This is a genomic window from Pedobacter panaciterrae, from assembly GCF_013204795.1.
In the GTDB taxonomy this organism is placed as follows: domain Bacteria; phylum Bacteroidota; class Bacteroidia; order Sphingobacteriales; family Sphingobacteriaceae; genus Pedobacter; species Pedobacter panaciterrae.
The window spans coordinates 299,207-318,384 of record NZ_JABMKW010000020.1; the positions used below are offsets into that span (position 1 = coordinate 299,207).

Annotated in this window: 20 protein-coding genes; 12 read left to right on the forward strand and 8 right to left on the reverse strand. The window is 37.3% G+C overall.

Going from position 1 to position 19,178, the window contains the following annotated elements:
• Positions 1–130 precede the first annotated feature (130 nt).
• Positions 131–331, reverse strand: a complete 201-nt coding sequence (locus tag HQN86_RS20140) for a helix-turn-helix transcriptional regulator (RefSeq protein WP_172662690.1) — start codon at positions 329–331, stop codon at positions 131–133.
• Between the two features lie 6 nt (positions 332–337).
• Entirely contained in the window at positions 338–787 is a 450-nt protein-coding gene (locus HQN86_RS20145; protein ID WP_172662691.1) for a hypothetical protein, read from the reverse strand.
• 129 nt (positions 788–916) lie between these two features.
• Between HQN86_RS20145 and HQN86_RS20150 the strand changes: the two genes are divergently transcribed.
• Both HQN86_RS20150 and HQN86_RS20155 read left to right on the forward strand, forming a co-directional pair.
• A complete protein-coding gene (locus tag HQN86_RS20150) occupies positions 917–1,393 on the forward strand; it encodes a hypothetical protein (RefSeq protein WP_172662692.1) in 477 nt (158 codons plus the stop codon).
• A gap of 262 nt (positions 1,394–1,655) precedes the next feature.
• Positions 1,656–2,063, forward strand: a complete 408-nt coding sequence (locus tag HQN86_RS20155) for a DUF3997 domain-containing protein (protein ID WP_172662693.1) — start codon at positions 1,656–1,658, stop codon at positions 2,061–2,063.
• 141 nt (positions 2,064–2,204) lie between these two features.
• Here the strand turns inward: HQN86_RS20155 and HQN86_RS20160 are convergent, their stop codons facing one another.
• From HQN86_RS20160 to HQN86_RS20175, 4 genes are all read right to left on the reverse strand, one after another.
• Positions 2,205–2,486 (reverse strand): hypothetical protein, encoded by a 282-nt coding sequence (locus HQN86_RS20160; RefSeq protein WP_172662694.1) that lies wholly within the window; start codon positions 2,484–2,486, stop codon positions 2,205–2,207.
• A 182-nt stretch (positions 2,487–2,668) separates the two neighbouring features.
• Positions 2,669–2,893: a hypothetical protein gene (locus HQN86_RS20165; protein ID WP_172662695.1), complete on the reverse strand. Its 225-nt coding sequence runs from the start codon at positions 2,891–2,893 to the stop codon at positions 2,669–2,671.
• Positions 2,894–3,012: 119 nt separating this feature from the next.
• Positions 3,013–4,443, reverse strand: a complete 1,431-nt coding sequence (locus tag HQN86_RS20170) for a serine hydrolase domain-containing protein (protein ID WP_172662696.1) — start codon at positions 4,441–4,443, stop codon at positions 3,013–3,015.
• Positions 4,444–4,970: 527 nt separating this feature from the next.
• Positions 4,971–6,296 (reverse strand): hypothetical protein, encoded by a 1,326-nt coding sequence (locus HQN86_RS20175; protein ID WP_172662697.1) that lies wholly within the window; start codon positions 6,294–6,296, stop codon positions 4,971–4,973.
• 481 nt (positions 6,297–6,777) lie between these two features.
• Between HQN86_RS20175 and HQN86_RS20180 the strand changes: the two genes are divergently transcribed.
• The 7 genes from HQN86_RS20180 (at position 6,778) to HQN86_RS20210 (ending at position 11,714) form a co-directional block, all read left to right on the forward strand.
• Positions 6,778–7,824 carry a hypothetical protein gene (locus HQN86_RS20180; RefSeq protein ID WP_172662698.1) on the forward strand — a complete coding sequence of 349 codons (1,047 nt, stop codon included), beginning with the start codon at positions 6,778–6,780 and terminating at the stop codon, positions 7,822–7,824.
• Between the two features lie 57 nt (positions 7,825–7,881).
• Positions 7,882–8,133: a hypothetical protein gene (locus tag HQN86_RS20185; RefSeq protein ID WP_172662699.1), complete on the forward strand. Its 252-nt coding sequence runs from the start codon at positions 7,882–7,884 to the stop codon at positions 8,131–8,133.
• Positions 8,134–8,229: 96 nt separating this feature from the next.
• On the forward strand, positions 8,230–9,783 hold the full coding sequence (locus tag HQN86_RS20190) for a TlpA family protein disulfide reductase (RefSeq protein ID WP_172662700.1): 1,554 nt from the start codon (positions 8,230–8,232) through the stop codon (positions 9,781–9,783).
• Positions 9,784–10,196: 413 nt separating this feature from the next.
• Positions 10,197–10,568 (forward strand): hypothetical protein, encoded by a 372-nt coding sequence (locus tag HQN86_RS20195; RefSeq protein WP_172662701.1) that lies wholly within the window; start codon positions 10,197–10,199, stop codon positions 10,566–10,568.
• 31 nt (positions 10,569–10,599) lie between these two features.
• Positions 10,600–11,016, forward strand: coding sequence for a hypothetical protein (locus HQN86_RS20200; RefSeq protein WP_172662702.1), 417 nt, complete (start codon positions 10,600–10,602; stop codon positions 11,014–11,016).
• 62 nt (positions 11,017–11,078) lie between these two features.
• Complete coding sequence (locus tag HQN86_RS20205; RefSeq protein ID WP_172662703.1) at positions 11,079–11,390, forward strand: nucleotidyltransferase family protein; 312 nt, start codon at positions 11,079–11,081, stop codon at positions 11,388–11,390.
• Positions 11,391–11,462: 72 nt separating this feature from the next.
• Positions 11,463–11,714: a HepT-like ribonuclease domain-containing protein gene (locus HQN86_RS20210; RefSeq protein ID WP_216854465.1), complete on the forward strand. Its 252-nt coding sequence runs from the start codon at positions 11,463–11,465 to the stop codon at positions 11,712–11,714.
• A 352-nt stretch (positions 11,715–12,066) separates the two neighbouring features.
• On the opposite strand, the gene HQN86_RS20215 is transcribed toward HQN86_RS20210, so the two are convergent.
• Positions 12,067–13,437 carry an MFS transporter gene (locus tag HQN86_RS20215; RefSeq protein ID WP_172662704.1) on the reverse strand — a complete coding sequence of 457 codons (1,371 nt, stop codon included), beginning with the start codon at positions 13,435–13,437 and terminating at the stop codon, positions 12,067–12,069.
• Between the two features lie 128 nt (positions 13,438–13,565).
• On the opposite strand from HQN86_RS20215, the gene HQN86_RS20220 reads away from it, so the two are divergent.
• On the forward strand, positions 13,566–14,054 hold the full coding sequence (locus tag HQN86_RS20220; RefSeq protein ID WP_172662705.1) for an Lrp/AsnC family transcriptional regulator: 489 nt from the start codon (positions 13,566–13,568) through the stop codon (positions 14,052–14,054).
• 18 nt (positions 14,055–14,072) lie between these two features.
• Here the strand turns inward: HQN86_RS20220 and HQN86_RS20225 are convergent, their stop codons facing one another.
• Positions 14,073–16,412: an ATP-binding protein gene (locus HQN86_RS20225; protein WP_172662706.1), complete on the reverse strand. Its 2,340-nt coding sequence runs from the start codon at positions 16,410–16,412 to the stop codon at positions 14,073–14,075.
• Positions 16,413–16,550: 138 nt separating this feature from the next.
• On the opposite strand from HQN86_RS20225, the gene HQN86_RS20230 reads away from it, so the two are divergent.
• Positions 16,551–17,441, forward strand: coding sequence for an SMP-30/gluconolactonase/LRE family protein (locus HQN86_RS20230; protein WP_172662707.1), 891 nt, complete (start codon positions 16,551–16,553; stop codon positions 17,439–17,441).
• Between the two features lie 10 nt (positions 17,442–17,451).
• Positions 17,452–19,164 carry an IlvD/Edd family dehydratase gene (locus tag HQN86_RS20235; protein WP_172662708.1) on the forward strand — a complete coding sequence of 571 codons (1,713 nt, stop codon included), beginning with the start codon at positions 17,452–17,454 and terminating at the stop codon, positions 19,162–19,164.
• Positions 19,165–19,178: the final 14 nt, after the last annotated feature.

Consider the following 19,178-nt stretch of genomic DNA (forward strand, 5'->3'; position numbering starts at 1 on the left):
GAGTACTAAATAATACGAGAGAAAATATTAACATTATCCTAAACCTAACCATTGTTGTTTTCTAATTAAGAGGTTTTGCACAACCTACAAAAATTTCATATTAAACGCTATTTTGAAAGTGAGGACTATCTCAATCTCCTTCTTCCAATTCAAATACCTGTTCCACAGAAACTCCGAAGATGGCGGCAATCTTCAAAGCCAGCACAGTTGAAGGGATGTATTTGCCTGATTCCATGGTGTTAATGGTTTGCCTTGATACATTTACTAGCTGTGCTAACTCAGCTTGAGTTATATTTTTTATTGCCCGTTGGACTCGTATTGAATTTTTCATGGGCAATTAATAGTCTTCACTATTTTTTAAATTTTTATTCAACAAATACAAGCTGTAGTTGAACTTTATAATGTAAACAAGCAAAAGCGTAACTACATTATAAGTAACTATAAACACAAACCCAAGACCATAGGATGTGAAATTCAAAATTAATAAGATCGCATAGCTTATCAGGACTGCCCATTTCCACGATTCTAATCTAATTTTGCTTATTAGTTCATCTTCATTAATGTGCCTGGCGAACGAAACCATAATTAAACCAATTATGACACCCGAAAATGCAAGTTCATTAGTTAAATTGTAGTTTGCAGATCCACCGTCATTAGGATAATAGATCTGAAAACCTGGTATGTTGTACCCATAAGATTCCGTGAGGATACCTAACGCCAAGAAAAGCAAAAATGTAACCCAACCGATAAGGCGAAACTTTGCAGGAAGAAGAAATTGATTTTTCATATTTATATCTAGTTTACTTGATCAAATGTAAAACATATATATCATTATGTCAAGTATATTTTACTAAATATGTTTATTAGATATTTCAAAAGATACAGTATATTTAAACATACCTCTCAATCAACCAATATGAAAATCGCACTATTACTTCCATGTTTTATACTATTTTCTATTGGACTAAAAGGCCAGGCTAGTAAGAATGAAAAATATAAGCCGGTTAATATTGATTCGTTGCTAAAAACTCCCGTGATCTTACCAAAGGAAGGGTATTCTATTACTAATATTCAGTTTACGGCGAACTATGATAAGAACCTGGGCGCAATTTCAGGCGTACATAGACACCGATTTCTAATGTTTCAGCGTCAACACCCGGAAGTAATGTGGCAATTTGCGGATGACAGTGGTCAATTTAAAGTTGGAGATAGTTCATTATATATCCCGATAGGTGGTGAAGATAGAAGATTATTCAACCTGATATGGGACTCATGGGGAGATCAATTCGGGCCAAAAGTAATATTACATGTCCAAATGCTAATTGGTAAATTTGAAAGATATGGCATTACCAGAGACTTTATCATAAGAGATATAATAATGCCAACCGAATAACTTACGCGTATGAAATATTTTTTAATTGGGGTTCTGTGTTTCGCATTAATGTCTGCACTACCATTACTATGGAATCATTTCTCATTTGTCGAATTAGGCTTTCCATTCCCTTACTTGCAAAAAAAGACTTTCGAGGGGATAGATGGAAGTGCTTTCATGATCTCTTTTATATCAGTAAATTTACTATACGATTTAGCCATCGTAGCTATTTTCGTTTGGATACTGACTTATCTCAAAACAACTATTAAGAATTATAGTTGAAATGAAAATAAGTAAGCTTTTTATAGTTTTATACGCGCTACTAATATCGTCATGTGTCGGTAGTGAATTTCAACGACAAAAAATACTAGGAAATTATTTTATTACAACTACAGATAATTATAATAGAGATATTTACATAGGTTATAAATTAGAAACAGGTGATTTTGTAGGGGTTTTATCTTCTAAGATTATTGAAATTGGAAATAATGAAGAGTTTATAATTGCTAAGCAATCAAAAGATTTCAATAATAAATCTGACCTTAATTATTATATTATTAAAAAAATGGAAAAGACAATCACTCCTGAAAATGGCGTACTAGGTCCATTTGCTAAAGAGGAATTTCAAATTAAAATAGAAGAATTAGGGCTGAAGAAGGTTGAATTTAAAAGGGTGTCCAAAGCAAATTAGATTTAGACATTACAATTGTATAAAAAGTGAAGTACAACCATTATGAATAAACCATGATTTTGAATCAGGCTATCGAAAGCAAGTTATTGGAATCAAGAAATTCCGAATATGTAGGATGATGGCGACATTGAATACATGTAATCAGGTACATTTATAAAACAGCCGTTCAATAAGATATCCGTATATCAAGACATTTACTCCCAGCAAAACAAAAAAAACGTATTCATTGTCTCCCATAACATTCCAAAGTAAAGTATGTGTCGGAAATCTAAGTACATAAAATAATTTTGAAAGCGTTAATACTGCCAAACTGCCTCCGCTTGTTCCTTCTTCTTCGGCACCTACAGCAACAAAGCTAACAGCGGTTAAAATCCCAAGAAAAATGATTGAAATCAGCAGTATTTTTAAGTTTATTTTTTTCATGAAAGCAATTTCTCGGGAAATATATAAAAATAGGTATTTTACACTATTTAGTCGGGTCAAACTCCACAATCCATTCAATATAATATTTATCTCTAAATATTCCGGCGTATATACCCCAAGAACTGTCGCCAACGGACCCTTCAAGTCCCATATATTCTAAAACAAGCCGAGCATATTGTCATCTAATTTTTAATATAGATTTCGGCTAAACCTGTCTTTTTAATCTTGCAGGTTATTAAATAATATATAATAATAAATGCAATCAATGGGGTAAGGAAAAGCCCAAGCAAAATAACACCACCAAAACCTATGCGCGTATCTCTACCATAACGTCCTAATGCCCATAGCATAGCAATAGCAACTAGAATTAATACAATTTTACCAGTACCGATAGAAGCGAATAACATACGTTTAAAATTTAGATTTATAATTACTAATAATCCTGATTCACTTTTAAATCATTAGACCATTACTAATCATTAGACTGTTAAATGCGCATGTTATACTCAGCATATTATCAACTTTACTAATGAATCGCAGTGATTAAATTATTACCCAAGTTATGACCTGTATTTGTATTGTTCGTTAGAATAACCACAGCTATTTGCCTACTCAGATCTATGCAAATACTGCTGAGATAACCACCTGTTCCGCCAGTATGAGTCATAACGTTTTTGTTATCTGGCAAATAATACCAACCTAGTCCAACTATATCCGGTTTTTTATCAAAAGTGACCTGATGTATTAATTTTATAGCTGTATCAAGAGTGGGACTAGAAGAGAATAGTTGTGCTTTTGCATAAGTTATAAGGTCAAATGTTGAGCTTTTAATGGCACCTGCCGCTTCAACAGCCTGCAGATGATAAAAAGGAACTGGCTGAGAGAAACTATTATAACCTTGAGCAAGGTTACTAAATTTGGTGCTGTCAATGGAGCACATAGTTTCATTCATTTTCAATGGCAGGGTAATATACTGCCGTAGAAGTTCCTGATAAGACTTGTCATAAATCCTTTCCAACAATACACCTATTAGCCCGACGCCTAAATTGCTATATCCATACTTTACGCCTGGCACTGTTGTTTGTTTAAAATGCTTTAGAAGCGAAAACAAGTCCTTAACCTTATAGTTACCATAAGGCTGATTGGCATCAATAACCGTAGCTCCCAGATTGTCGGCATCCCTTGGTAAACCAGAGGTATGATTGGCAAGTTCTTTAAATGTTATCTTTTGTAACGCAGGGTTTTCAGCCACAGAATCTGGTAGAAACTTGGTAATTGATGTTTCAAGAGTTAGTTTTTGCTGATGAACTGCCAGAGCAAGCAGGGTAGAGGTAAATGTCTTAGTTATAGAACCAATATCATATAGTGTATGATTATCGGGCAGACTTTTCGTGTCCATTTTGCGCTCACCGTAATTATAAAAGTAACTCTTCCCTTTATAAAGAACACCTGCACTTACCCCAACATTACCTTTAGTTTGGATGTAGGTGGAAACCACCTTATCAACAGTACTATCCAGGTGGTTGATTAATTTGTTGTCGGTAGCTACTTTGTGTGTTTTCTTTGCCGTTTCTGTGGATGACAGAGCGGCAAATGTATTCATCTTGCCGTCTTTATCCAGATTACCAAACATAATCTGCAGGGGTATTTTTCCAGTCACTTTGTATATCCCAATTGAATCTTTCCAGCTTACTAAGCTTAGATTTTTTAAGGGTAACAATCCCGAGATCTGTTTTTTGTAAATACTAGCCCATCTGACTACTGGAATTTGTTTTCGGAGGGTTTCTCCAAATAGTAAATAAACGCTGTCTGGCTTATTCTCATTCATATAACGAATCGTCAACTTAGCAATAGCAGTTGTTTTTTGTTCCGAACCTGTGGGCTTGCAGCTGGCTAAGCCTAGCGTTAAAAGGAAAGAGATGTGAATGATGAGATGACGACGATTTATAGTTGGCATTGAATGATCGCGTTAAAAAGGTAAACATTAGAGCTACTTACTAAAGTAAACAAAGTAAGTGATAAAAGGGCTTACTAAAACCAGGCAAAACTCTATGTGGTATTATATTTTTAAATATAGTATATTTAAAAATGCCTCTCAATCAACCACTCATGAAAATCGCACTATTACTTCAATGTTTTATACTGTTGTCTATTGGACTAAAAGGCCAAACCAGCAAGAATGAAAAATACAAGCCAGTTAATATAGATTCCCTGCTAAAAACTTCTGTGATCCTACCAAAGGAAGGGTGTAAATGTTTGTTTAAATAAGATTGAATACTATTTCAAATGTTCTTCAACCTTATTCTTGAACTCCAATGTATCAGACGCATCATTAAAACAGTAGTAATCGATCGGTAAGTTCATAGGCATAGCAAGATATGATATTTTAATCCGTAACGCTTTTCGAATTGTTCATAATTATTTTCATATCCAAAAACATGCGAAAATCGATCATGCCATTCTTAAAATGTCAGTAACATTATCCTAGTTCTTGCTGAAAAGCCCAGCAATATTTGCTTTAATTCCTAAGTAGGCATTAATACTGGGTGCATAATCCTTTAAAAAACCTCTGATTTCTCCACCAATGGTCACGCCCAAGCCGGAATACTGTTCGCTTATACGCGCCCTTACTAGATAGAATGCTTTCTTTTCAGAGAGCACATTTTTTATCATACCCCTCTGACCCTCCCTAGGCCTATAGTATGCTAAATTGTAGTTAGCAACTCCCAGGTTAGGATCAAGATAAATTTTGACTTTGTTTTTCGCATTTAAAAACATTGGGAGTCCAAAACTGAAGTATCCACTTGTTTGGGTATCAGTAGTATTCTGCAATAAGAAACCTTTTCCAGACTGAAATACAGGGTCTGTTAACGCAAGAGCGGAGGTGTCGCTAGGTAGGGTGTCGGTATCAAAACTTCTTGTGGTTGATACTACCAAAGCTTCCATTCTAAATGATAAATATATATTAAAGAAATCGCTCCTGTTATTGTTAAGTCTGAAAGTTGGGTTGAAGTAGTAACTCCATTGACTGGTATGTACTTTCAAATGATCTATGAAAATGTTTCTCCGGTATTTAGTTTTGCCTGGTATGTATTTACCAGTATCTATTTGTATGTACTGAGGCCTGACATTCACGTTTGAGGAATCGCGTGTAAAATTCTGGAAGTTTGCGATTCCCAGGAAGCCGCCTAGTCGGTCATCCGGACCAGTAATATCATTTGCGTATATGAAAAGCTCACCGCTGATTTTTTGAAATTTCAGATTGTTATAGAAATCCAGGCTGCCTCCGGTGTAAAATTCTATTCCAACATGTCTAGTTTTTTCTTCCTCACTCGCAGTGTATTGGGGTTCATCCGCACTTCCGTCATTGGCGTCAAAAATATTTACTACGAATTCCGTAGACTGGTCTTTACCCTTGTCATCTTTATAGGTGAAATTGATGTAAAGCTCACGCAGGGCTTCAGTAAATTTCTGTGCTTTGATGGTGACTTCGACCTCATCCTTGTATTTGTCTGCAGATTTGACGGTTACTTCACCATCTGCCAAAGTATAGTCCCTGTCAATGGCCGAACTTTTATCCTTCAGGACTTTATAGGAAATTTTGGTGTCTTTTGTTGCTTTTTCCAAGGTAAACTGGATAGTGATTTTTTTATCTGCCTTCTCTTTTTTTGTGCTAAGCGGAGACGGGGTTTGAAATTTCAATTCCTGTCCTACAACATTTGATGAAATACAGTTAAATGTTATAAACATTGAGGTGATGACGATGCATCTAGTTAAAAACAAGTTTGTTTTTAGAGTTGAGAGTTTCATGACGGAGCTTATTTAGAGTAAAAAATACTTTGATTGGCGGATATTAAAAAACGTGAATTTGGTTCAACATAAAATACTATTTACCGATAAAGAATATTAATAGGACAGAGCACAGAATTTGTTTAAAACAGCTATCGATTTTATTGTATGAAACGTATTATTTTTTTTATTAAAAATACTTTCTAAGCAACTACAAAACAATACCCATTAGTTGGTATAATGTATTGCAATATTAATCTGTAACTAAAAATTTATTTCCAAGTTTAATTTTTTGAGAATGTAATTTCACAGATTGAGAATACAATTTTTTCTGCTGCAGAAGATTTAATCCCAAATCATAAGACATCAGCCATATTAGATGGTGATTCTTTATTAATATGGGTAGAAAATATATATATATAATAAAACAACGAGAAAAGAGAAGTTGGTGAGTGAATTAAGTTTAACAATATTCTTACCTTAGAAAAATCAATTGCAGGGCATGAAAATTAACCGCTTAAAAATTTATCTACTCCTTTTAGTTTTCTTCTTTGCTTTATCATCAAAGAGCCAAAACACAACCATAAGTACAAAGACCAAGCCTGTTGTCAGCATTTTAGGCTTTTCACTTTGTGGCACCACGATTACTGAATTAAGAAAAAATTACAATGATCTTCATGAAATAGAGGTGGAAGAAATGAACTACTCTTCCGGATGTGAGCAGCTAGATTCAAGATACATCGCTAAAAAAGGTTTTGCTACTACTAAACAACCAGGACTTATCTTTCAACAAGAACGAGACGGAGATTTGATCGGTAAAATTAGGCTCACTACCGATTATAAAGGCAAGTTCATTGATAATACAGACATTGATATTAGTAAGTTAAAGGCAAAAGATGTCTTAAAGCGCTTTCCAACGCTTGAAGGAAAATGGGGTTCGCGAGGCTGTTCAGACTATTGGAATCTGTCAAATGATACTATTTCCTTTTTCGTTAAGATTGACAGATCCAAAAAGCCGATGTATCCGATTGACGAAGCATATTATTTAAACCAACCAATTGAAGGTGTTGATTTAGTGATGTCTTGTTATGTGCCATCTGAAGAATCTTTTACTTTGGTAGAGACAACAAATGATCCGGTATTCATATTGGATAGTGTTCAGGTGTTTAGAGGTGAGATGAATAGCGTAGATCCGAATACCATAGCTGTGGTTACTGTTTATAAAGGTAAGAACGCTACAGATCGGTTTGGAGCCGAGGCTGAGAATGGTTTAGTGTACATGGAAACAATCTCTTTTGTCAAGAAAAGATATTGGACATCTTTGAAATCGAAATCTGATGATTATCTGAAGCACGTGCCAAGTCCAGACGAAGAAAGCAGTATATTCTATATTTTGAATGGTAAACCACTGTTGAAAGATCATGAAGCAGGCCTTTCGGGCATTACTAATGAAAATTTACAGAGTGTACTTATTATAGATAAAAATACCTTAAAAAAAGATTATTTGATAGAGGGTTATTCTTGGGGTGTTCTCATCACCACGAAGTGAAATGACTAAATTATAAAACGCTTGTAGTCCCATAAATTGACATTTTAACTTAAACGTATGAAATATTTTTTAATTGGGGTTTTGTGTTTCGCATTAATGTCTGCACTACCATTACTATGGAATCATTTCTCATTTGTCGAATTAGGCTTTCTGTTCCCTTATTTGCAAAAAAAGACTTTCGAGGGGGTAGAGGGAAGTTCTTTCATGATCTCTTTTATATCTTTAAATTTACTATACGATTTAGCCATCGTAGCGATTTTTGTTTGGATGCTCACTTATCTCAAAACAGCCACTAAAAATTATAGCTAAAATATAGATTTAGGCAATTTGTAGCCTATCAATACTGTTCGGCCTGTGGAAATGCAATGATTATTCGGTATATTCATTTGAAAATTAACCGAACTCATGAAATATTTTAACTTGCTCGCGCTCATCTTTCTCGTGCTCATCACCAAGGCACAAACCACAGATCAACCCAAAGCTGATGCTTCGGTACCGATGTATGTTCAGAAATGGCTGACCGAAAAAACGGCGTTTAAAAAACGTAAAGCAATCCAAAAAGGCTTCTTCTTGCGCGATTCTATTAAAATCGTTGGCTATATCAAAGGGTATGATAAAAACGCGAAATATTCCAGTGGCATCATCTACCATGGAAATAACATTACCAGGGAAGATTTACCAACTATAGTAAGGATCTACAAAGATGGAAGATTTGAGTGTGGCTTGCCGGCTATACATCCCATGTCTTCCAGTATACATTTTAATGATCAAAGCATAAAATTTTATGCCGAGCCAGGGACTACCACCGGGATCATTCTAGGTGATAAGACCACTGAATACCTGGGCGTCAATAAGGCGATCAACGATCAGTTAGCTGCCATTGAGCCACCCCGCCCTGACTACAATAATTTAGATGAGTATCGGAAAACACAGACGCCCAATGACTTTAAGCAAGCTCAGCTTCGCAATTGGGAAAGTACCAGGGAAAAGGTAGACAGTACCATGGAGGTAAAGCAGACGTCGGAGAGGGTAAGGAAGTTGGTAGCCAACCAGGTTGATCTGACTTATGCCGTTTATTTGTTCGATTACGAAATGTCGCGCACCTACTACCAGAAACAGGCGCCGGACAATGAAATATTAAAGTTGCCCATGCCTGAAAACTACTTCGATTTTTTAAGTAAGATTGATTTGGATGATCAATTGCTGTTAGTTTCCAATGATTTTTCGACGTTTGTAAACCGCTTTGAGTTTTCCCCCGTGTTCGAACGGAAGATTCTTTTTCAAAACCAGAAAACCAATGGCTTTTTGAAACTAGACTCGGCCTATCTCAGTAAAAATAAAAAGGTCAATTTGGTTTACGACATCGCCAAACTCCGCTCATTAACTTCTGATTTTAAGTTCTACGAGTACAAAAAGAGAAGTTTTGCCCAGGAAACAACTGATTTATTAAAAACCGTGCAAGAACCCTTTCTGCTGAGAGAGATGGATCGAATGTATGACAAATATAAAATAGGAAATGTAGCTTACGACTTACCTAATACCACAGCAGCAGCCGTATTCAAAAAAATCATTAACCCAATAAAAGGAAAGGTGTTGATCGTTGATTTTTGGGCGGAGAATTGTGGACCATGCCGTGCCGGAATAGAGAGCAGCCTGGAGTTCCGGAAGAAATATAAGGACAATCCTGATTTTGATTTTGTATATGTAACAGATAGCGAAAATACAGGAGCTGCATTTTATGACGATTATATCAAAAAGAATCTGATGTTAAATACGCATAGAATCACGGCTGACGAGTATCTGGCGCTGAGAGAGTTATTCAGGTTCAATGGAATCCCCCGGTATGTATTGGTAACAGAAGAGGGTAAAATACAGGATGATAATTTTGCTTCTTACAACATGAAAAGCGAATTCCAAAAGTACTTTCCCGGGAAATTTCCCATTGATTATTGGAAGTGACCCAAGGATGCCAATGGTTTATAAATGCTCGTTTTAAATAATCGCTATCTTTAGCAAACCAACCTAAATTATTATGGAAAATTTAAAAGCTAAAGAAATGATATCCGCTGGACTAATCGGATTAAGCGGCTTTGTAGCTCCGTTGTCTTTAATATGTATAATTTGCTATTTCACTGATCTTGCTAAAAGTCCTTACCCGTTAAAATATCTTGTGCCAACTTTCATAATATCGTTAGCAGTTTTGCTTTATTGCTTTTATGTACTAGGGTCAATAAGTAAATATAGGAAACAAAATAATCTCGAAAGTATTTAATTATAGATTGTCCGAAGTCATATTTTAAGTCATGATAACTGATGCAGATGTTTAGGATTTGTATTAGATTTATGTAATCATTATAAAATGAAGATGTTATATGAAAAAAATCTCCAGCTTAATTTGTTTATTATTAATAATAACTGCCGTTTCTTGTAAAAAAAAGGCAACGCTTGATGGAAAAGAAGTATTAACGGTATGTGGAACAAAAGATCCATTAAAGAATATAGCCTGGCTTAAGGACGAATATTCACAAATGTCGGGTCAGCCCACGATTAACGGTATAGTACTTTATCGATATAATGATAGTGAAGTTATAGAAATACAAAACGCCCAGTTTAGCTCAACTAATCAACATCAATACTATTGTGATGGAACTAAACTCAACTTAGGCGTACCGGCAGATTTTAATAAGTATAGACAAGACCGTAAATTGATTGGCATTTTGTTCGGAACAAATATTTGGAATTAATTCATAAGTAATTTCAAAAGGAAACTATACTATGAAAGTAAAAGCTTGTGCTATTGTGATTTTTATTTCTTTTTTCATAAGCCAAGCTTATTCACAAAAGATACCTTCACCAAAAGAAATGAGAGAGGTTTATCGTCAGTATTTCCTGGCGGCGTGCATTTATTTTGCATTTGGTGAGGAAGTTGTTGGTTCTAAGGACATCAGTCTCGCTGTATACTACGCAGTAGGTGATGAGTTTGGCTCTACTAACCACGCCCATAAACTGGATTCATTGGCAAAGAAACTGATGAACTCAATTACTCCAACTCAAGTTGATGACTATGAAGGGCGTAAGCCTATTTTAATGGATTGTATTGAATATTACGAGAGTAAGGAACTGAAAAGAGAGATCATAAAAATCCTAACCCCCCCCCGAAAAAATGAGTTACTTAGGCCTGGAAATAAATAGCGACTACTTGATATTAATGGCTTACATTTATGACGATTGTCATTATTTAGTATCTTTGTGTTATGCAAACTGCAGTTCAGAATAAACGGACATTAATATCATTACTTAAGGCTAATAGCCAGAAGCTGAAATCTTATGGAGTTTCGAGCTTGAGCATATTTGGTTCGTTTATTTCTGGGAAACTTGATGTGGATAGTGATGTTGATCTTTTAGTCGATTTCGACCCCAGCCAAAAAAGCTATGATAATTTTATGGATTTGTCATTCTTCTTAGAAGACTTGCTAGGTAGAAAAGTAGAGCTGGTGACACCACAATCACTAAGTAAATATATTGGCTCACATATTTTAAAACAAGCTGAGCATGTTGCCATCTAATGTTAAGTTATTTAAGCATATTCTTGAAGAAGTTTCTTTTATACTAAACGCTGTCAAAGGGAAAATAGAGACTTGGTAGTTGACGATCCTGTTCTATCAAGGGCTATAATTAGAAGCTTGGAAATTATTGGTGAGGCTAGTACCAAAATTGATGATGAGTTTAAAGCTATATACCCCAATATAGAATGGAGAAAAATGTCTAATACACGTAACCGGTTAATTCACGATTATTTTGGAGTAGATTATGACATCGTTTGGGATATAATAGTATCTAAATTACCTGATCTTGAAGCAGAGATTCAGGCAATCATCTCAGAGAATTAGAAAAATTATTTGCTTTGGTTAGACCTTACAAATGGTTCGGTCAAGGTTCTTTAAGCATAATACTAATATCCGGATAACATTTCCGTTTCATTCAGGTTTCATAGGTGTGTACACCTACAATACACCTATGAAACACCTATATAACTCCTTTCGTTAGTATGCCATGACCGAACCATTTGTAAGGTCTGATGCTACAAGGGATAGTCGAAACTATATATATTTAATACTTCATTCTCCAGCCCCAATAATCTTAAGAGAGTTAACTATTAGAAAGACCCTATCAATGCCCTGTCAACCGATCTGTGTGAATAGTTTATACCCTCCGCTAAAAGAAGGGAAAGTTAATTGGTTTTTAAAGAATTGCAAGGGACGCGGAGGTCTTGTGCCTAATCATCAAAGTCAATCCTATAAGCGCATAAATACTCAAAACAACTAACGATACGATATTAACTGAAACGGCTATGTCCTTAGATTTCATGAACAGTGTTAATATAGAAAGCCCTATACCTGCACCTAAAAAATACGATGTTGTACCAATGCTAGATCCAAGACCATAATGCGCTTTAGGAATGCCTTGTACAGAGAGTACCGATAGGGCGGTGTAGCTCAATGTCATCCCTAGTCCGGTAACAAAGGTGGCCGATAGCAGTACCAGAACCAGCGAATGATTAAACAGCACGCTACTGGTTAAAAACAATCCGCCAATAAGCATACACAGCATTCCGGCTATGCCCAGTTGCGAAACCGTAAGCCTTTTGGTTAATACAGGTATCCCTAATTTTGCCACAACGGCCGAGAGTAAACTAAACGGAACCAACAACAATCCAGACTTTGCAGCACTTAAATTCATATCCTTTTGCAGAATCAGTGAAACCATAAACAGGAAACCTGTAAAAAATGCCCCTAAAAGAATAAACACCAAATTGGCCGTAACAACAGAACTGGAATTAAATATAGACAAGTCTATTAGCGGTTCCGAGAGCCTTGTAAGTCTGTTGTATAATACCTTAACACAGATTAGAATGGCAACAGCTAGGAAAAGCAGCAATGCCGAATGGCTTTGAAACTCGCCAATGGTATGCACCGCGTAACTGATCATTAACAGCGTTGCGGCTAGCAATAAACCCGAAATAACATCGGGTGCTCTTTTGTTCTTTTCTGCTACATCGGCCTCCAGGTAAAAATAAGCAATAATAACTACCAGGAATAGGATAGGTACGTTGATCAGGAAAACCCAGTGCCATCCCCATAGGGTGCTAATGATGCCTCCAAAAGAAAGTCCGCTTCCAGATCCTATGGCGGCAAAAGAACTGAAAATACCAATTGCCTTGCTTCGCTCTTTTTCTTCTGTGAAATTATGGATGACTATGGATAGGGACGAGGGCATGATCAACGCGGCTGCTAAACCTTGTATGGCCCTAAAAACAGCTAGCATTTCGAATGACGTGGATAAACCGGCACCCAACGAGGTGATTAGAAACAGCACAGAGCCGATCATAAATACCTTCTTTTTACCTACTACATCTGATAGTTTACCGCCAATAATCAGAAACCCTCCGTAAAGCAATACGTACAAGGTTTGCAGCCATTGCACCTGATCGTTGCCAACTTTAAACTGGGCTTGTATAGATGGTATGGTGAGGTTGATGATGGCAATATCCAGGGCTTCTACAAAAATGGCCATAGAAGCAATCATCAGAATGATATTCTTTTTTGAAAACATAAGTTAGCTCGTTGTCCTGTCAAAAGTAGAAATAATGATTTTCTGATTGAAGAGATAAAAAATAATAAGAACAATTGTGTTGATATTTGTATTTTTATAGAACAAGTGCGTTTTAAGTGCTTCAAAAGATGTCGAAAACAGAACAACAGAAATTACCCGAAATTAGTTTAGATGGCAAAGACCATGAAATACTAAAACTAATAGAATCGAATAGCAAACTTACTGTGAGGGAAATTGCTTCGCAAATTCATTTAAGTCCCACGCCAACACATGATAGAATTAAGCGCTTAGAGAAAAGTGGTGTAATTAAGCAGTATTCTGCGGTGTTAGATAAGCGTTTGGTTGGCAAAAGAATGATTGTGCTGTGTATGGTTACTTTAAGAGAGCACAACAAAAAAGCCGGGGCTATTTTTGTGAATGCCATACAGGGGTTTAAAGAGGTTATTGAATGTTATAATATTTCTGGTGATTTTGACTTTATGCTCAAAATTGTAGCCGAGGATATGGAAAGTTATCATACGTTTTTTGTAGATAAGTTAACGGAAGTGCCGGGAATTGGACAGACTAAGAGCGTGTTTGTAATGGATGTGATTAAGGAAACGCATAATTTGATGTAGGAAGGATGACGAGTGCGTTTAATCCTCGACCTCTAACGTGTAATACGATACCTTGTTAAACAATTCCTCTGGTAAAAATGGTTTTATAATGTAATCATCAATACCTGCTTCTTTTATCTGATCTTGTATTTCGGCAGCCAGGTTTGCGGTAAGGGCTATTATCGGTATTTTAACTCCAGATTTGCGCATCTTTTTTGCAGCCTCATATCCATCCAGAATAGGCATTTGTAAATCCATAAGCACCAGCTGATGTTTGGCGCCATCAAATTTGTGAAGCGCCTCAAATCCGTTTAAAGCCACATCAATTGATGCTCCCCAACCCTCAAGGTATCGCTGTGCAACAAGAACATTCATCGGGTTATCTTCTACTAAAAGTATATGTATCCCCTCAAAAGGTTTAGATTTTTCTTTAATGGCTTCAGAGTTATAATTGATTCCGTTTCTTTTTCCGGCCTTTTCAAAAGTTTGCTCAAAATAGAAGGTAGAACCCTTGCCTTCAACACTTTTTACATTAAGCGTAGAATCTTGCAGTTCAAGAATCTTTTTTGATATTGCCAATCCAAGTCCGGTGCCGCTTGGACCTTTAAATCCAGACGCATTAACTTGCATAAACCGTTCGAAGATAATAGCCAGTTTCTCTTTGGATATGCCGATTCCTGTATCTTTAACCTCCACAGCAATGGTAATTGAAGTTTTATTTTGAGATTCTACAGTTATGGTAACATTTACAGAACCCTTGTCTGTAAACTTAATGGCATTATGCACCAGGTTGGTAATTACCTGAGTAGTTCTGGTTGGGTCGCCCATTACCTTGCTTTGCATTTCTTTATCTATCGATAAATTAAGGGCTATACTTTTGTCTTGCGCTGCCATTTCAAGACCCTTAACAATATAACCTACAATAGAGGCAATATCCATTTCAACGCGCTCAATAGAGATTTTACCCGATTCAATTTTATTGTAGTCCAGAATATCGTTTACAATGGCCAACAGATTATTTGCCGAAAAGCGCAATACATCCAATTGCTCTACCTGATCTTCGCGCGGGTTACTTTTTAACAGTAAATGGCTCATCCCAATCACCGCATTTAATGGCGTCCTAATCTCGTGGCTCATATTGCTCAGGAATTCGCTTTTAGCACTTAGCCCTTCTTCGGCCTGCGCTTTGGCTTGTTTTAAAGCAAAAGAAACCCTGTGCGATAATGCCAGCGACTGAAGGAAAAAGAAGGTGATATAGCACAGGAAGCTGGCCAGTTGGTAAGGAGGGATAAGTAACCAGTAATGAAGCAGAGATATGGCAAATGCCGGGATCAGGGCAAAAGAACTCAATAAAGTGTATAGTGCGCCGGTTCTGTTTCTTCTGTATGCTTTTATATATATGTATGGAACATACAGCAGGCAGAATAACATTACAGCTAAAAACGGATTTATTAATTGAGTAAAATAAACTGCCGGCAAACATATTACCGCTAAACTAAATAAACCGCATATGCCACATATTATTTTAGGTATGGGCATGTTAATGTCTTTAGGAAATAGATAAAGCGTATAAAGCGCGAACAGTCCTATACCTATAAATAAGGAAAGATACTCTAACCTGATGGTTAGATGCCAGCTTAGGTTCGGGATGATATTATGCAGTACATAAGTGTCTGTACCAATAGTTCTGTAGCAATAGACTATAGAAAAGATGGCAAAAAACAGGATGGCCTTGTCGTTTTTTCCTTGCAGATACAATCCCATAAAGAAAAGGCCGCCCATGATTAAACATCCGGTAAGTATAAGATTTATGGAGGCCGATTGCCGTTCCTTCAGTATCAATTGGTCTCTGTTTCCAATTTGCAGGGGTTTTTTAATGCCTCCTTTGATATGGTCGAAATTGGAGATTTGCAGTAAAAGATTTAGTGTATCTATGTTGGCAGGTATGGCTACTGTACGGTTTTCCCAATAAGGCATAGAACTTTCTTTATTGGTGCCAACTTTTCCATTGGCTGCTTCTAGCTTACCATTTATATATAGCCTGTAAGCCGAGTAGGTTTCTGGAATGGCCAGTAATAATGTACTTTTATTGTGTGGTAGTAGTAGGGTTGCTTTGTAGGTAGCGTAGCCAAATCCTTTCCATACATATGGGAAATTTACGAGTTTACCACCTTTGGCAGACACGTTTTGAGGCTCTAAAAGCTGATTCCAGTAAAACTCCCACTGCTTGCCTAGTTCTACAATTTTATCAAAAGATTGGGTACGCAGGTCGATTACAGCTTTTGAGTTGACAAACTGAGGAACGCCAGTGCCAGCAGCTTTTTGACAGCTAATTAAAAGTATTACCAGGAATAGGAGATAAGGCTTTCTAACCCACATTTGAACGTTACTGCAAAATAATCAGCTAAATATACAAGTTTGTATGTTATCTTTCTATTTGATTTGTTACCTTATTTACAGGATTGTATTATATATATTTATCCTTTAACTTAAAACTAACCAGATAAGAATCTATAAATGGTAAACAAAACAGGGGCGGCAGTGCTGTATCCTTCGGGTTGTATGTTGGGCGAAAGCCCCATGTGGCACAATGAGCGACAGAGTTGCTTTTGGGTTGATATTGAGGGTTGTACGATTTATGAATACAGTTTTCCCGATAAAAGCTGTCGCCAATATGAATTATCTAAACGCGTTTCTTTAGTAGTTAAAGGCAGTATTGCCGATGAACTTATTGTGGGTTTACAAGGCGGTGTAGCCAGGTTTAACCTGCTTAATGAAACTTTAACCATGCTTACAACGGAACTTAATGCCGATTGGAAAAGCTACCGCTGCAATGATGGTGGTTGTGATAATATGGGCCGTTTATGGATAAGCACAACTGACTTAAAACATAAAAAAGATGCGGGTGCACTTTATTGCGTTGATAAGAACTTGCAGGTTAGCGAAAAGCTGGGTAAGCTTTCTATTTCGAACGGTATGGCTTGGACTGCCGACAATAAGCGGCTCTATCATACCGATAGTGTTACAGGTGCAATTAAGTCGTACCTCTACGATGAGCGTACCGGTAATCTGGAATTTGAGCGTATTGCGGTGCATATTCCTGTGGAAAAGGGTGTGCCCGATGGGATTGCTTTGGATGCCGAAGGTAAACTTTGGATAGCGTTATGGGGTGGATATGGTGTTGGCAGGTTTGATGTAGATTCTGGTGAAATGTTGGGTTTTATTGATGTTCCTGCTCCTAATGTAAGCAGCTGTGCTTTTGTTGGAGATGCGCTGGACCAGATGATCATTACTACTGCAAAAAAAGGAATGACAGAAAATGACCTTAAGGGATTTCCCGAAAGTGGTCATATATTTATAGTAGAGCCGGGCGTAACAGGTGCTACGGTTTTTAATTGTGTGTTATAATAAAATAGATATGGAAAAGAAGCTTCGTAGTCAGCAATGGTTTGGTAAAAAAGGTAAGGATGGGTTTATTTACAGGGCCTGGATGAAAAACCAGGGCATTCCGGCTGATGAGTTTCAGGGTAAACCTGTTATTGGAATTTGCAATACCTGGTCGGAATTAACACCATGTAATGCCCACTTTAGGGAGCTTGCCGAATCTGTAAAAAGAGGGGTAATTGAAGCAGGCGGTTTCCCGGTTGAATTTCCGGTAATGTCTTTAGGCGAAACCTTGATTAAACCTACGGCCATGCTTTACCGGAACCTGGTAAGTATGGATGTGGAAGAGTCCATCAGGGCAAACCCAATTGATGGTGTGGTGTTGATGTGCGGATGCGATAAAACTACTCCGGCACTGGTTATGGGTGCTTGCAGTGTAGATATTCCATCTATTGTGGTTTCTGGTGGTGCAATGCTTACGGGTAAATTTCAGGGTAAAAATATAGGTACCAGTGATATTTGGAGGTTCTCTGAAAGTGTAAGATCCGGAATCATGTCGGAAGAGGAATTGAACCTGGCAGAAGCCGGAATGTGCAGGAGCAGAGGGCATTGTGCAGTTATGGGCACTGCATCTTCTATGGCTTGTATGGTTGAATCGCTTGGGCTTTCGTTGCCTGGCAATGCGGCTATTCCGGCTGCTGATTCTTCAAGAAAGGTACTTGCCCAGTTCTCGGGCCGCAGGATTGTAGATATGGTTAGGGAAGATTTGAAACCATCTGATGTTCTGGTGCGTAAAGCTTTTGAAAACGCGATAAAGGTAAATGCTGCCATTGGTGGCTCTACCAATTTTGTGATACACCTGTTGGCCATTGCAGGCAGGGTGGGGATAGATTTAACCATTGATGATTTTGATAAATACTCTGCAGGGATACCGCTAATCGCTAATCTGCAGCCTTCGGGCGAGCATTTTATGGAAGATCTGTATTATGCCGGTGGTTTACCTGCCGTAATGAAAGAAATGCAAAGCTTTTTGAATGCCGAATGTATTACGGTAAACGGCAGAAATATTGGTCAGAATCTGGAAAGGGCGCAAACTTTGAATCAGGAGGTGATTGCATCTGTAGAAAGTCCTTTTAAACTGGATTCTGGTGTAGCGGTGTTAAAGGGCAATCTTTGTCCGGAGGGCGCTATCATTAAGCCCTCGGCAGCTAATGCGCGTTTAATGCAGCATACAGGTAAGGCTGTGGTATTTGAAAACATTGAAGATTATAAGCTTAGAATTGATGATCCGGAGCTGGTTGTTGATGCGGATAGTGTATTGGTATTGAAAAATACAGGCCCTAAAGGTTATCCAGGCATGCCAGAGGTGGGTAATATGGGTTTACCTAAAAAGATGCTTGATTTAGGGGTTACAGATATGGTACGCGTATCTGATGGCCGTATGAGTGGAACCGGATTCGGTACTGTGGTACTGCATGTTTCGCCAGAAACTGCCGAAAACGGAACCATCGCATTGGTTAAGGATGGGGATATGATTGAACTGGATGTAGCAGGGAGAAGGTTAAGCTTATTAGTGCCTGATGAGGAATTGGATCAGAGAAGGGCTTTACTTGCTGATCCTGTTAATCAGTTTAAAAGGGGCTATGCAAGGTTGTATGTAGAACATGTTGAACAGGCACATTTAGGTGCCGATTTTGATTTTTTAAAGGGTAACTCAGGTAGTGAAGTATTACGCGATTCACATTAATATATAAACAGACG

Excerpts from the sequence above, each read along its gene's own strand:
- HQN86_RS20140 (WP_172662690.1), bottom strand. The coding sequence starts at position 331 with ATGAAAAATTCAATACGAGTCCAACGGGCAATAAAAAATATAACTCAA.
- HQN86_RS20145 (WP_172662691.1), bottom strand. The coding sequence starts at position 787 with ATGAAAAATCAATTTCTTCTTCCTGCAAAGTTTCGCCTTATCGGTTGG.
- HQN86_RS20150 (WP_172662692.1), top strand. The coding sequence starts at position 917 with ATGAAAATCGCACTATTACTTCCATGTTTTATACTATTTTCTATTGGA.
- HQN86_RS20155 (WP_172662693.1), top strand. The coding sequence starts at position 1,656 with ATGAAAATAAGTAAGCTTTTTATAGTTTTATACGCGCTACTAATATCG.
- HQN86_RS20160 (WP_172662694.1), bottom strand. The coding sequence starts at position 2,486 with ATGAAAAAAATAAACTTAAAAATACTGCTGATTTCAATCATTTTTCTT.
- HQN86_RS20165 (WP_172662695.1), bottom strand. The coding sequence starts at position 2,893 with ATGTTATTCGCTTCTATCGGTACTGGTAAAATTGTATTAATTCTAGTT.
- HQN86_RS20170 (WP_172662696.1), bottom strand. The coding sequence starts at position 4,443 with ATGCCAACTATAAATCGTCGTCATCTCATCATTCACATCTCTTTCCTT.
- HQN86_RS20175 (WP_172662697.1), bottom strand. The coding sequence starts at position 6,296 with ATGAAACTCTCAACTCTAAAAACAAACTTGTTTTTAACTAGATGCATC.
- HQN86_RS20180 (WP_172662698.1), top strand. The coding sequence starts at position 6,778 with ATGAAAATTAACCGCTTAAAAATTTATCTACTCCTTTTAGTTTTCTTC.
- HQN86_RS20185 (WP_172662699.1), top strand. The coding sequence starts at position 7,882 with ATGAAATATTTTTTAATTGGGGTTTTGTGTTTCGCATTAATGTCTGCA.
- HQN86_RS20190 (WP_172662700.1), top strand. The coding sequence starts at position 8,230 with ATGAAATATTTTAACTTGCTCGCGCTCATCTTTCTCGTGCTCATCACC.
- HQN86_RS20195 (WP_172662701.1), top strand. The coding sequence starts at position 10,197 with ATGAAAAAAATCTCCAGCTTAATTTGTTTATTATTAATAATAACTGCC.
- HQN86_RS20200 (WP_172662702.1), top strand. The coding sequence starts at position 10,600 with ATGAAAGTAAAAGCTTGTGCTATTGTGATTTTTATTTCTTTTTTCATA.
- HQN86_RS20205 (WP_172662703.1), top strand. The coding sequence starts at position 11,079 with ATGCAAACTGCAGTTCAGAATAAACGGACATTAATATCATTACTTAAG.
- HQN86_RS20215 (WP_172662704.1), bottom strand. The coding sequence starts at position 13,437 with ATGTTTTCAAAAAAGAATATCATTCTGATGATTGCTTCTATGGCCATT.
- HQN86_RS20220 (WP_172662705.1), top strand. The coding sequence starts at position 13,566 with ATGTCGAAAACAGAACAACAGAAATTACCCGAAATTAGTTTAGATGGC.
- HQN86_RS20225 (WP_172662706.1), bottom strand. The coding sequence starts at position 16,412 with ATGTGGGTTAGAAAGCCTTATCTCCTATTCCTGGTAATACTTTTAATT.
- HQN86_RS20230 (WP_172662707.1), top strand. The coding sequence starts at position 16,551 with ATGGTAAACAAAACAGGGGCGGCAGTGCTGTATCCTTCGGGTTGTATG.
- HQN86_RS20235 (WP_172662708.1), top strand. The coding sequence starts at position 17,452 with ATGGAAAAGAAGCTTCGTAGTCAGCAATGGTTTGGTAAAAAAGGTAAG.